This is a genomic window from Planktothricoides sp. SR001 (genome assembly GCF_001276715.1).
GTDB lineage: Bacteria > Cyanobacteriota > Cyanobacteriia > Cyanobacteriales > Laspinemataceae > Planktothricoides > Planktothricoides raciborskii.
Genome location: NZ_LIUQ01000090.1, coordinates 1 through 13,347 on the forward strand (window position 1 = coordinate 1; position 13,347 = coordinate 13,347).

Here is a 13,347-nt window from a genome sequence, read left to right on the forward strand (position 1 = left end):
TGTGTTGGTTGAGGTTGACGATTAACAGTTGCTTCAGGTTGTTCAGGTTCCGAATCGATCGCCTCAGTTTCCATAGAATCTTCTGATTCAGTTTCCGAATCGATCGCCTCAGTTTCAGTTTCCGGTTCATCCGGGGATTCTGATTCTGCTGATTCTTCTGATAGAAAATCTTCTGATTCAGGTTCCGAATCGATCGCCTCAGTTTCCGTTTCCGGTTCATCCGGGGATTCTGATTCTGCTGATTCTTCTGATAGAAAATCTTCTGATTCTGGTTCCGAATCGATCGCCTCAGTTTCCGTTTCCGGTTCATCCGGGGATTCTGATTCTGCTGATTCTTCTGATAGAAAATCTTCTGATTCTAGTTCCGAATCTTCTAAAGACAGTAATTCATCGCGATCGCCGATATAATCTTGACGATTTCCTGAAAAAGCATCGATTAATCGTGTGAATAGCGATCTGCTGTTTTCTTCCGATCTAAAAGAGTCATCCACGGGTAAAAATTCAGCATCAGGTTGTGGTGTTTCAGCCTCCGGTTCTGTTGAGGTTTCTTCCTCTTCTTCCAATAGAGATTCTGGCTCATCATCCGATATATGAGAATCGTATGATGGTTGAGGTTCAACATTAGTGGAAGACTTGGATCTACTAATAGTAGGCTTCGGTCTGCCTTGTTCATCAAAACACTCCTTTCTCGCAGTTCCGGGAAAAGCCTCAATAAAAAGCTTTAACATATCCGGGTCGTCTTGAAATACTGTCATCCACACAGAGAAAAATCCTTTATCCTTTGCTTGATCAACAATACCTTTACGCATTTCTTCGTCATCTGATTTTTGCAAAAGTTTTAGACACCAATGCGCCTTGTTCCAAGCTTCTGTGCGATGTTCATATCTTTCATCTGCGGGTCTAGGTTCATCAGAACCGCCCGGATAGCGATTTAGACCAGTTAACTCCAAGGTTCTTTGCGCTTTGTCTTGTTGATACTCGCTAAGATTAGAGTTAACCTTGATAATTACAATTTTTTCCCGATCTTCTCTTTCCTGATATTGGTACTCAAAAATGCTGGATGTATTATCGATCTCAGGCCAATAGACATCATCTAACTCTATGTCTTTATCTGATTTAGCATCATTGCAAGAACCACAGGCAAGTAGGAAGTTACCCCAATCTCCTCTCAAGGATGGATGCAAGCTTTTTGGCAACTTATGTTCTACATTCAAATACCGAGCCTCTAACTTGGTTTCGCAATAAGAACAATAAGGACCTAATCTACAAATCAGATCGGGCTTTGCCTTTTTGTAAGTATCATCCTTTTTTTTGCGATCGGATTTAAACACTTTAGGAGCATTAGTATTAGGATCTTCTGGCCAACGTCCTTTATCGACTGGTCTCATTTGGCTACCTCCTGAGCAGATAGGGCTGCTCTCCGGTTCATTCTGAGAAAAGCATGATAAGCCGCATCATCACTGTATCGCATTTTTAATTGCGCTTCTAATTCATTTAGTTGATCTTCAATTTTTCTTAGCTTTTCTGGGTCAAATGTTTTAGCATTTTTCGCCTCTTCTATTAACTGCGAGTATTTTTCAGCATCTGCTTCCATCCGTAAAAATCGCTGACCCTTATGTGGTACGTCTATACCCATGATCAGAGCCACAATATCTTCAATACTTCTGTTATAATACTGAAGATTTTTTTCATTATCCAAGTTAATCAGGTCTCCTAACCGGAGAGACTGGATAATAAATGGTGAATGAGTGGTGGCGATAAACTGAATATTTGGGAAGGTACGATGTAATGCTTCCACCACACCGCGCTGCCAACTAGGATGCAGGTGTAAATCAATTTCATCAATTAATACAATGCCCGGTGTTTCTTTAGCCGCATCCTTGCCTAAGTGAGGATTCAACATGGCCGCCCGATAAGCCATATCCGCAACCATTGCTAACATATTCCGCACCCCATCACTGAGAACTCCTAGGGGTAATAACCGCCCATCTTTTGCCTCAGCCAATACTTCACTTTTATTCAAATCATAAGTAATTGTCTGCCAGTCTTCATCTTCCATACACTTGGCAACAGCACTGGTCACGACTTCTAATGCATCACTCCGCTTTCCTGATTCTAAGGCTTCTTTTTCTTCCTTTCTCAGCCAATCAGTTAACCAGGTTATATTTGAGCCAGGACGGAAACAATTTTCATAGCCTTTAGTTCGGGATTCTTTTACGGAATTATTCTCATCTTGATTTTCTTTTGTTTGATTTTGGTTGGGAATCCAGAGACGATCTGTTCCATAATAAACGATGAGAGGTAAAAGGCTATTTTGACCATTAGAGATCATTTTATTGAGATTTTGAGATAAAGTCTTTATGGTTTTATCTGTCCTAGGCTTATTCCCTGTATCAGCCAAAGATTGCGTCCAGTTAATTTCTTGTTCTGCAAAAATTCCTTCACAGCTTACTGAAGCCGGATATTGAGGCTGAATGTCAATGTTTCTACCTTTTTTATATAATTTGAGACGCACGTCGCGATCTTTTAAGGAACGTAACGAATCTGGTTCACTAACCTCTGATAACAAAGCACTAATCCCAACCGCGATCGCATCCAGAATCGCTGTCTTCCCTTTACCGTTAGCCCCAATAATTAAAGTATAGGGGGCTGAAAGTTCAAACTCCTCGTTTTCAAAGCATTTAAAGTTCTCAAGTATGATTCGGTTAATTTTCATAGTTTTCTCCAATCCTTAAACAAGGCTAAATTTGACCTTTGATGACTGCTAGAGACTATAATGATTTCAGGTTGACAATTTGCTGGCGTTCTATTTCCTCGCTAATCAGCGATGATTGGGTTGTCCCAATAAATTGTATCATGGGAAATATCTGCCGAAGCTTGTTCATTATATTTTTTTCCAATTCTGAATCTAGATGCAATTCTAAGTCATCAATTAATACCACTTCAGGGGTTTGCTCGATCGCTTGTTTACCTAACAGGTTTCATTTTGTAGCCTCCGTATCAAAACCGTCTACGAGTTTTTTCCGTTGAAGAAATGCTTCATAAGCAGGATTGTCGCTATATGGAATATATTCCTCCGCAGTAGCCTTCATTTTTGGATCGCGATCGCTTTGTTGCGGTACTTCAATACCCATCACATTTTTAACAATATCTGTAATGGATTGATTGTCATACTTATCATAATCGATTGTTTCTTGAGCATCTAAACTAATTAATTTTCCTAATTCACGACGGAGAGACTGGATAATAAATGGTGAATGAGTAGTAGCGATAAACTGAATATTTGGGAAGGTACGATGTAATGCTTCCACCACACCGCGCTGCCAACTAGGATGCAGGTGTAAATCAATTTCATCAATTAATACAATGCCCGGTGTTTCTTTAGCCGCATTCTTGCCTAAGTGAGGATTCAACATGGCCGCCCGATAAGCCATATCCGCAACCATTGCGAACATATTCCGCACCCCATCACTCAGGAGTCGCAGGGGCAGTAAACGCCCATCTTTTGCCTCAGCCAAAACCTCATTTTTCATCGAATCATAAGTAATCGTCTGCCAGTCTTCATCTTCCATACAGTCAGCAAGAGCACTGGTCACGACTTCTAGTGCATCACTCCGCGCTGATTTTAAGGCTTTTTCTTCTTTCTTTCTCAGCCAATCAGTTAACCAGGTTATATTTAAGTCAGTATCGAAACAATTCTCATAGCCTTTAGTTCGGGATTCTTTTACGGAATTATTCTCATCTTGATTTTCCTTTGTTTGATTTTGGTTGGGAATCCAGAGACGATCTGTTCCATAATAAATGATGAGAGGTAAAAGGTCAGTTTGACCATTAAACGCGATTTCCTTCAGCTTTTTAGATAAATCTTCTATTGTCTTATCTATCTTAACCTTAAGATTGCTGCGGACTAAAGATTGCGTCCAGGTAATTTCTTGTTCTGCAAAAATTCCTTCACAGCTTACTGAAGCCGGATATTGAGGCTGAATGTCAATGTTTCTACCTTTTTTATATGATGCGAGACGCACGTCATTATCTTTTAAGAAAAGCAAAGAACCTGATTCACTAACCTCTGATAGTAAAGCACTAATCCCAACAGCGATCGCATCCAAAATCGCTGTCTTCCCTTTACCATTATTCCCAATAATTAAAGTATAAGGCGATGAGAGTTCAAACTCCTCGTTTTCAAAGCATCTAAAGTTCTCAAGTATGATTCGGTTAATTTTCATAGTTTTCTCCAATCCTTAAACAAGGCTAAATTTGACCTTTGATGACTGCTAGAGACTATAATGATTTAAGGTTGACAATTTGCTGGGGTTCTATGGTAATCAGCGGTGATTGGGTTGTCCCAATAAATTGTATCATGGGAAATATCTGCCGAAGCTTGTTCATTATATTTTTTTCCAATTCTGAATCTAGATGCAATTCTAAGTCATCGATTAATACCACTCCAGGGGTTTGTTTGGTTGCTTGTTCGTATAACTGAGGATTTAGGACAGCGCAGCGATAAGCAATATCCGCGACCATTCCTAATAAATTATATAAATTGCGATTTTGCTTATCCAAATCACAAAAATTTATTTCTTGATTTTCTAGTTTTAAAAGTAATTCCTCTTGCCGTAGATCGTAAACAACATCTTTTATATTTTCCGAACAGTCGGCGATCGCTTCTTTCACTGCCATAAAGACCTCCCAGGGTTGTCCCTCTTGTCTGGCTATTAATTCCATGATTTTGAACCATTCCCAGAGTTGTTTATAATTTTTTGTCGGATTAAACCAATTCAAATTACCTAAAATAACTGACTTTGGCTTATTCGCTTCAATAGCTTTCAATTTTTTGCTCGGCCATCGCTTTGCACTATAATAAGCAACTATTGGTAGAATAATATCTTCTCCCTTGCGAATTCCTTGCTGAAGTTGCTGGGCAATTTTTTCTATTTCTTTAGCATGAACCGAAGTAGTTCTGCCGTTTTCCTTTTCTATAGTTCGCTTCCAACTAATTCCTTGTCCATTCACTATCCCTTGACATGAAATTACTACCGGACACTTCCGCACATCTTCTTTATGAATATTACGATATGGAATATCGCTAAACCCTAAAAACAGGGAACCAGCAGCGATCGCCAATGCTTCCATTAGGCTAGTTTTGCCACTGCCTTTATTTCCCACAATTAAACAGGGGTCAGTTAAATCGCAGGTAAAATGATCGAATACTCGGAAATTCTGAATTTCAATTCGCTGAATTTTCATGGTCATTCACTGTTTATGAATAATTGGATTATAGCCCATTATATCTTGTAGGGGCAAAGCATTCGCGCCCAAACCTATCGGTTAAGCGTTAGGACTAATCCGCGAATGCTTTGCCCAATGTTCTCAATGTTTATGATTCCTCAATCAAATCATGGCCATAGCCACCGCCCCCAGGAGTTTCAATAATAAACATATCTCCCGGATACATTTCTACTGCCCCGGTACTGTCTAATTGTTCCACAGTTCCATCGCGACGTTGGACATAATTTTTACCCAAAGCCCCGTCACTGCCACCATTTAACCCAAAGGGAGAAATAAGCCGATGATTCGATAAAATACCGGCGGTCATTTGTTCTTGGAAACGCAGGCAACGAATCACCCCATTGCCCCCGCGATATTGTCCTTTACCGCCACTATTTTCCCGAATGGCAAAACTTTCTAATATGACGGGAAAACGCCATTCTAAAACTTCTGGATCGGTTAACCGAGAGTTGGTCATGTGCGTATGCACTGCATCAGTTCCATTGAAGGTTTGCCCAGCCCCAGAACCGCCACAAATGGTTTCATAATATTGATATTTTTTATTACCAAAAGTGAAGTTATTCATGGTTCCTTGGGATGCGGCCATCACTCCTAATGCCCCATATAAAGCATCCACGATCGCCTGGGATGTCTCGACATTTCCGGCAACTACCGCAGCGGGATATTGGGGGTTTAGCATACAGCCTTCGGGAATGATAATTTCTAATGGTTTCATGCAACCAGCATTGAGGGGTATATTGTCATCAACTAGGGTACGAAATACATAGAGAACCGCCGCTTTACATACCGCAGCCGGGGCGTTAAAATTGCTATTTTGTTGGGGAGATGTGCCGGTAAAGTCGATTTTGGCGCTGCGGGTGGTTTTGTCTAAAGTGACTTTTACCTGGATGGTTCCTCCTGCATCCATAAGATAGGTAAATTCCCCATCTTTGAGAACGTTAATCACTCGGCGAACCGATTCTTCGGCATTGTTCTGCACATATCCCATATAGGCTTGGACGGTTTCTAAGCCGAAATGGTTGACCATGTTTTCTATTTCTTGAATTCCCCGTTTGTTGGCGGCAATTTGCGCTTGCAAGTCGGCGATATTTTGGGCTTGGTTGCGGGCAGGATAGGGGCTGGAGTTGAGTTTTTCCAGTAGTTCGTTTTCTTGGAATTTACCGCGAGAAACTAACTGGAAATTGTCAAATAATATGCCTTCTTGTTCTACGGAGGTACTGTTAGGAGGCATGGAACCGGGAGTAATTCCGCCAATGTCTGCATGGTGTCCACGAGAGGCAAGGTAGAAGATGGGCGCACCGGATGGGGCAGCGGATTTTTGGGATGATTCGGTTAGAAATACAGGGGTGATGACGGTGATGTCAGGTAAATGGGTGCCGCCATTGTAGGGGTTATTGGAAATATAAACATCCCCCGGTTGTAGGGTGTTGTTTTTGTCTTTGATTAGGGCTTGAACGCTTTCACTCATTGACCCAAGATGGACGGGAATATGAGGGGCGTTGGCTACTAATTGTCCGTTTTGATCGAATATGGCACAAGAAAAGTCGAGGCGTTCTTTGATGTTGACGGAGGAGGCGGTGTTTTGCAAGGTGATGCCCATTTGTTCCGCGATCGCCCGAAATAAGTTGTTGAAAATTTCCAACATTACCGGGTCTGGTTTGGCGGTGATATGGGTTGTTTTTGGGGAAACGGGAGAGGAGGAAATTGCTGTTTGTTTGGTGAGAATTAAATGATTTTTCTCGGTGATTTTGGCCTGCCAATTGGGCGCGATCGCATTCGTTCCCGTTGCTTCAATAATAATCCCAGGGCCGGTAATTATATCTCCCGGTTGTAAATTATCCCGCTGAAAAACGGGAGTTTCTTGCCAGCGATCGCCTACATACATTTGTACCGTGGCAATGGGTGAGGGAGGTTCGGGACTGTGACGATAAATTATGGGGTCTTCGGGACTATCCATAATTTGCACCACTTCCACAGAAACAGCCTCAACAATTAGGGCTTTTTCTGGTTGAATAAAGCCATAACGTTGCTGGTGCGCGGCTGCAAATTCGGCTTGCATAGTGGCCACATTTTCGGTAAAATCTACAATCAAGGATGAATCCGTTCCCTGATATTTTAGCTGGACTTTGGGGAAAACTTGGCAATCTTGATTTTCTGTTAAATCACTGATATCGTTATTGGCGATTTCTTGTTTACCTTTTGCAGCTAATTCAGTGAATATTTGCTGCAATTTTGATAATAATTCTGGGGATAATGGGGCTTCAATTGCCCGTTGCTGAATCACGCGAACATCCGCTAATCCCATGCCGAAAGCCGATAAAACTCCAGCATAAGGATGGATAAATACTTGTTTCATGCCTAAAGTTTCGGCAATTTGGCAAGCGTGTTGTCCCCCGGCGCCGCCAAAACAACAGAGGGTATATTCAGAAACGTCATAACCCCGTTGTAAGGATATTTTTTTGATGGCATTGGCCATATTTTCCACCGCGATCGCTAAAAATCCGGCGGCTACTTGTTCCGGGGTGGAATTGCTACCAGTTTTCGCGTTAATTTCTGTAGTTAATTGATGAAATTTTTGCCGGACAATTTCCCCATCTAAAGGTAAATCACCATTTTTGCCAAATACTTTAGGGAAAAATTGCGGCTGAATTTTGCCTAACATGACATTACAATCAGTCACCGTTAATGGCCCATTTTGGCGATAACAAGCAGGCCCAGGATTTGCCCCGGCAGACTCCGGCCCGACCCGATATCGTGACCCATCAAAAAATAAAATTGAACCCCCACCGGCAGCGACGGTATTAATTGACATCATGGGAGTTCGGAGGCGAACCCCAGCAATTTCTGTTTCAAATTCTCGTTCGTATTCGCCGTTATAATGGGCTACGTCGGTGGAAGTTCCCCCCATGTCAAAGGTGATAATTTTATCAAAACCGGCCATTTTACTGGTTTGAACTGCCCCAACAATGCCCCCCGCAGGCCCAGATAAGATGCTATCTTTGCCTTGAAATTTTTGGGCATCTGTTAACCCACCATTTGATTGCATAAACATTAATGTTGGGGCGGATTGCTGGGATTGGTTGTCGGAAAGTTGTCCGGCAACGCGATCGACATAGCGGCGTAAAATAGGAGAAAGATAGGCATCGACTACGGTAGTATCTCCCCGGCTAACTAATTTCATTAAGGGGCTAACTTGGTGGGAAACGGAAATTTGAGTAAAGCCAATTTTGCGGGCAATTTCGGCAATTTGCTGTTCGTGTTTCGGATAGCGATAGCCATGCATTAATGCGATCGCGCAAGAACGAATGCCGCTGTTATATGCTTGCTGCAATTGGGCAATTAATGGCGCTTCATTTACGGGTTGCAATTCTTCCCCGTGGGCATTGTAGCGTTCGGCGACTTCGATCGCTTGTTCATAAAGCATTTCTGGCAGAACAATTTCTCGCGCAAAAATATCCGGGCGATTTTGATAACCAATTCGCAAGGCATCTCGAAATCCTTGGGTAATGACTAAAACCGTGCGATCGCCTTTCCGTTCTAATAGGGCATTTGTTGCCACGGTAGTGCCCATTTTTACTGCGGAAATCAATTCCCCAGGGATGGGTTCATCTGTGGGAATGCCCAAAATTTCTCGAATTCCCTGACAAGGGGCGTCACTATAGCGATCAGGATTTTCCGATAACACTTTATGAATCACTAATTGTCCGTCGGGACGTTTGGCAACAATATCGGTAAATGTGCCGCCGCGATCGATCCAGAATTCCCAGGGATTTAGATTGGTATAAATATTACTCATCATTTTTTGTCCTTAAAGAGAATATGTAAAAAATACTAGCAAATTTTACAAATAATGGTAGCCACGGGTTTAAACTCATGGCTACCAGAACGATCCAGAAAATAAAACCAAAAACCGGATTTCTGAATTAAACCTCTGTTTTGATCCAGGCATTGATGGCAAAAACCCGGTTTCTTTTCAGGGACGATTCCGCTTCGATCGGATCGCTGCGCGAATCGCTTACTCAATAACTCCTTCCTGCTGCAATATTGCTTCTAATTGCGGAATCAAAGGAGGTAAATAATTTTGGATGGTATGCCAAACAATATCTAGTTCAACTTGGAAGTATTCATGTGCAATCACGTTACGCATATCCCCCATTAAGCGCCAGGGAATCTGAGAATAGTAGGTCTTGAGTTCGGTGTCAATATTGATAGCCGCTTCACCAATGATCATGAAGTCATAGAGACAAGCATTGGCAATGGTATCATTAGCTTCAAATTCGGAAAAGTTTACCTCTGCTGTGCGCTTTTCTATTCGCTTAATTGCAGCTAAAATATCACGAATTCTATCGATGGATTCTCTAGAAGGCACAAATCGCCTCCTTTAAAACGCGATCGCGCAAGTATGGCTTCAGCGAGTCTGGACTTCCCATATCCACCGAACAACCTAAAACATCTTCTAAATACAAACGGACTCGACTCACGTCAAACAATCCAATGGGGCGATCGTCAAATTCCACTAAAAAATCCACATCACTATCCGGTTTTGCTTCATCTCTAGCCACGGAACCAAATAAGGCTAAAGATTTAACTCCCATTGCCTGTAATTCGCCTTGATGTTTGGCAACGATCGCCAATACTTCGTCTCGCTTCATAAGAGTTAAAAGGATAATTCACAGTTTTTGCTGAATCGTCTAAATTATATCGCATCGAAAACAGCGATCGCCGACTTGTCACATAGATAGTGGTTGCTTTGGCGATCGCCAAATAATCGGGATTTTCCGATAACACTTTATGAATCACTAATTTTCCGTCGGGACGTTTGGCAACAATATCGGTAAATGTGCCGCCGCGATCGATCCAGAATTCCCAGCTATTTTGCTTTGTCATATCACTTACGCCAATTTTATTGTCAATAAAATTATAATATGATATCATTAAATCAAATGATTTTTCTAGTGGCTTTGGTTTTTGGGTTATGGAGCAATTTATATTTTTCCAGTTTTGATTACAGACACTTTCATCAAAAATATTGATTTACTATGTTCACTTACAAAGGTTACACAGGTCAAGTTGAAGTCGATGCCGAAGCAGATATCCTATTTGGCACAGTCCTGGATATTAATGATGTCATCACATTTCAGGGAAAAACAGTAGAAGAAGCTCGTCAAGAATTCCAAAATTCAGTTGATGATTATCTAGAATTTTGCCAAAAATTAGGGGAAAAACCAGAAAAAACGTTTTCTGGAAAGTTGCCTTATCGCACGAGTCCCGAAACTCACAGGAAAATTTTTATTGCGGCGAAAAAAGCGGGCAAAAGTATTAATGCTTGGATGGATGAGGTGTTAAGCGAGATGGCTGATAAAGCTCTGAATGCTTAAAAGAATCAGAAACCAGGTTTCTTGAGAAAATCTCTGTTTTCATGCAAAAGTCGCAGAAACCCGGTTTCTTTTTGAGGGGCGATCGCTTACTCATTAACTGCGTCATCTGGCAATCATATGGTATGATTTATTATCATGGCAGCAGGAAATAATCTAAGCTTAAAAGCTATCACCTATCAGCTATCAGCTAACTGCTTACGGCTGACTATAAGCTTATGGGCTGACGATTTAACTACCATTACCTGTAGGCTTTATTTTTGGTAGCGATCGCCAAAACTTCATGTCGCTTTATATATATCGCTTTATAATATTTCAAACCATAATAATTCACAGTTTTTTCTGATTTTTCTGAATCGTCTAAATTGGCTCGCTGGATTGCACAATAACAGTGGTCTGTACTGAAACCCATTTGTTATGTTATGTTGATGATTTTAAGTAAAGCCTATAGAATCAATCTTGCTATGTTTTTGACCAAGCAAATCAATGAATCAGTCAATTACAGATTAGCATATTTTTATATAATAAAAATATAAAATTAGCTTATTATCACAAAAAAAACAGTAATTTAAAATATTTAATATTATTAAATATTTTAAATTACATCAAACTAATTTTTATCCAAACAATATACGTTTGTAATTTTTTTTGAATATTTTTTTTATTTTTTGTGAAATCGATCTTTTTTTTGCGACTGAGATTAGAATACAACTCAGGATAGTTGGCTCAGTTTTAAGGAAGTTTCTCTATGATGCGAACCTCGCAATTTTTACGAGATTGGTTGATTCCAAAGAAAAATAATAAAAAGCAATGGTTTTTACTAATGCTACTAAGTACCACGGTGGCGATCATAATCGCCTTTTGGGATGTCTGGGTAAACTCCCAACTGGCGACTCTTGGGTGGCAAGCATGGGTGAGTATGGCAGTGACTCTAGTGGCCCTACTGTTGAATGGGTTTACCTCATTACCGGCAGAAATTGTCTTTCTTGGGGCTTTATCGGTGTTATTACTCAGCGGGATTTTGGATACAAAAAGTGCCCTAGCTGGATTTAGCAACGAGGGGATGGTTACAGTTGGCGTCCTCTATATGGTCGTCACTGGACTTCAGCAAACTGGAGCCTTGGGCTGGATTTCTCAGCGGGTGCTGGGGTTGCCCAAAGGAGAAAAAGCGGCGCTACTGCGCTTAATGCCACCCATTATCGGGTTGAGCGCTTTTCTGAATAATACTCCTGTGGTGGCGATGTTTATCCCAGTGGTGAAAGATTGGTGCCGCAAAATCAGCATCAGCCCATCTAAATTAATGATTCCAGTGAGTTATGCTGCGATTTTCGGCGGTATCTGCACTTTGATTGGCACCAGCACCAACCTGGTGGTGAATGGATTATTGATTGCCAACACCGATCATCCAGGCTTAGGGATGTTTGATATTACTGGGGTGGGGCTGCCCTGTGCGGTGGCAGGAACCGCATTTCTTTATTTGACTCAAGGGTGGCTATTACCCATCCGTAAACCTGTGCTGGGCAACACTGATGAACTGCGTCAGTACACGATAGAAATGGTGGTATCACCACAGAGTCCCCTGGCCGGAAAAAACGTTGAAGATGCAGGACTCCGCCATCTACCGGGATTGTATCTGGCAGAAATTGTCCGGGGGAATCAAGTATTACCGGCAGTCAGTCCCAAGGAAGTGTTGCGCGAAAATGACCAACTGGTATTTGTTGGGATCGTCGAGTCGGTGCTTGATTTGCATCAGATGCGTGGACTGCAACCGGCAACGGATCAAGTGTTTAAGCTGAATAGTCCCCGGACTGAACGGTGCATGATTGAGGCGGTGGTTTCTAATACTTGTCCATTGGTGAATAAAACCATTCGTGAAGGACAGTTCAGAAGTCGCTATAATGCGGTAGTTTTGGCAGTGGCCAGAAATGGTAAAAGATTGTTAGGCAAAATTGGGGATATTGTTCTCGAACCAGGAGATAATTTGTTATTAGAAGCTCATCCGATGTTTTTGGAAAAACAGCGAGCTTCCAAAGATTTTTATTTAGTGAGTAGTATTCCTGATTCTGAACCGTTGCGCCATGAGAAAGCTCCTTGGGCGATCGCGATTTTAGCAGTAATGGTTATCGTTGCTGGCTTTAATTGGGTAAGTATGTTGAATGTATCAATTGGTGCGGCAATCGCGATGTTGGTGACAGGTTGCTGTTCACCCAATCGTTCATTACAGAGTATTGAATGGTCGGTATTGCTGGTAATTGGCGCTGCTTTGGGAATTGGTGACGCCCTGGAGAATACGGGTGCAGCACAGGCGATCGCCTCTACTTGTATTAGCATCGCTGGGGATAATCCTTGGGTAGTATTAGCGGTCGTTTATACCCTCACAGTCGTAATTACAGAAATTATTACTAACAATGCTGCTGCCGCGATTATGTTTCCGATTTCTATCTCCATTGCTCAAAACTTAGGCGTTGATTTCATGCCGTTTGTCATTTCAGTTATGATTGGGGCTTCTGCGGGTTTTGCTACCCCGGTTGGTTATCAAACTAATATGATGGTTTACGGGCCTGGAGGATATAAGTTTACTGATTTTCTGCTGATTGGCTTGCCTATGGATGTCTTACTTGGCATCGTTACGGTGGCGATCGCACCATTAATTTACCCTTTTTAGTTGTTAGTTGTTAGTGCG

The 13,347-nt window shown here is 41.7% G+C and carries 9 protein-coding genes and 1 pseudogene; 2 read left to right on the forward strand and 8 right to left on the reverse strand.

Features of this window, described 5'->3' with window-relative positions; translation table 11 throughout:
* From AM228_RS34670 to AM228_RS37080, 8 genes and pseudogenes are all read right to left on the reverse strand, one after another.
* Positions 1 to 1,388, reverse strand: a 1,388-nt coding sequence (locus tag AM228_RS34670; protein ID WP_054470113.1) for an HNH endonuclease, incomplete at its 3' end; no start/stop codon positions are given.
* A complete protein-coding gene (locus tag AM228_RS27560; protein WP_054470114.1) occupies positions 1,385 to 2,716 on the reverse strand; it encodes an AAA family ATPase in 1,332 nt (443 codons plus the stop codon). The genes AM228_RS34670 and AM228_RS27560, both read right to left, overlap by 4 nt.
* 265 nt (positions 2,717 to 2,981) lie before the next feature.
* Complete coding sequence (locus tag AM228_RS27565) at positions 2,982 to 4,226, reverse strand: AAA family ATPase (RefSeq protein ID WP_054470115.1); 1,245 nt, start codon at positions 4,224 to 4,226, stop codon at positions 2,982 to 2,984.
* A 55-nt stretch (positions 4,227 to 4,281) separates the two neighbouring features.
* Positions 4,282 to 5,247 (reverse strand): AAA family ATPase, encoded by a 966-nt coding sequence (locus AM228_RS27570; RefSeq protein WP_197285437.1) that lies wholly within the window; start codon positions 5,245 to 5,247, stop codon positions 4,282 to 4,284.
* Positions 5,248 to 5,377: 130 nt separating this feature from the next.
* Positions 5,378 to 9,085 carry a hydantoinase B/oxoprolinase family protein gene (locus AM228_RS27575; RefSeq protein ID WP_054470117.1) on the reverse strand — a complete coding sequence of 1,236 codons (3,708 nt, stop codon included), beginning with the start codon at positions 9,083 to 9,085 and terminating at the stop codon, positions 5,378 to 5,380.
* A 219-nt stretch (positions 9,086 to 9,304) separates the two neighbouring features.
* Positions 9,305 to 9,658 (reverse strand): DUF86 domain-containing protein, encoded by a 354-nt coding sequence (locus AM228_RS27585; RefSeq protein ID WP_054470119.1) that lies wholly within the window; start codon positions 9,656 to 9,658, stop codon positions 9,305 to 9,307.
* Positions 9,648 to 9,884: a nucleotidyltransferase family protein gene (locus AM228_RS27590; protein WP_322096599.1), complete on the reverse strand. Its 237-nt coding sequence runs from the start codon at positions 9,882 to 9,884 to the stop codon at positions 9,648 to 9,650. The genes AM228_RS27585 and AM228_RS27590 overlap by 11 nt, the downstream gene beginning before the upstream one ends.
* 172 nt (positions 9,885 to 10,056) lie before the next feature.
* Positions 10,057 to 10,176 (reverse strand): annotated as a pseudogene (locus AM228_RS37080) (hydantoinase/oxoprolinase N-terminal domain-containing protein); the annotation flags it as partial.
* A gap of 152 nt (positions 10,177 to 10,328) precedes the next feature.
* Here AM228_RS37080 and AM228_RS27595 point away from each other — a divergent pair.
* Both AM228_RS27595 and AM228_RS27600 read left to right on the forward strand, forming a co-directional pair.
* Positions 10,329 to 10,667: a type II toxin-antitoxin system HicB family antitoxin gene (locus AM228_RS27595; RefSeq protein WP_054470121.1), complete on the forward strand. Its 339-nt coding sequence runs from the start codon at positions 10,329 to 10,331 to the stop codon at positions 10,665 to 10,667.
* A 745-nt stretch (positions 10,668 to 11,412) separates the two neighbouring features.
* Complete coding sequence (locus AM228_RS27600) at positions 11,413 to 13,329, forward strand: SLC13 family permease (protein WP_197285438.1); 1,917 nt, start codon at positions 11,413 to 11,415, stop codon at positions 13,327 to 13,329.
* Positions 13,330 to 13,347: the final 18 nt, after the last annotated feature.

Coding starts and splice junctions, on each gene's coding strand:
- AM228_RS27565 (WP_054470115.1), bottom strand. CDS start 4,226: ATGAAAATTAACCGAATCATACTTGAGAACTTTAGATGCTTTGAAAAC.
- AM228_RS27570 (WP_197285437.1), bottom strand. CDS start 5,247: ATGAAAATTCAGCGAATTGAAATTCAGAATTTCCGAGTATTCGATCAT.
- AM228_RS27590 (WP_322096599.1), bottom strand. CDS start 9,884: ATGGGAGTTAAATCTTTAGCCTTATTTGGTTCCGTGGCTAGAGATGAA.
- AM228_RS27600 (WP_197285438.1), top strand. CDS start 11,413: ATGATGCGAACCTCGCAATTTTTACGAGATTGGTTGATTCCAAAGAAA.
- AM228_RS27560 (WP_054470114.1), bottom strand. CDS start 2,716: ATGAAAATTAACCGAATCATACTTGAGAACTTTAAATGCTTTGAAAAC.
- AM228_RS27595 (WP_054470121.1), top strand. CDS start 10,329: ATGTTCACTTACAAAGGTTACACAGGTCAAGTTGAAGTCGATGCCGAA.
- AM228_RS27575 (WP_054470117.1), bottom strand. CDS start 9,085: ATGAGTAATATTTATACCAATCTAAATCCCTGGGAATTCTGGATCGAT.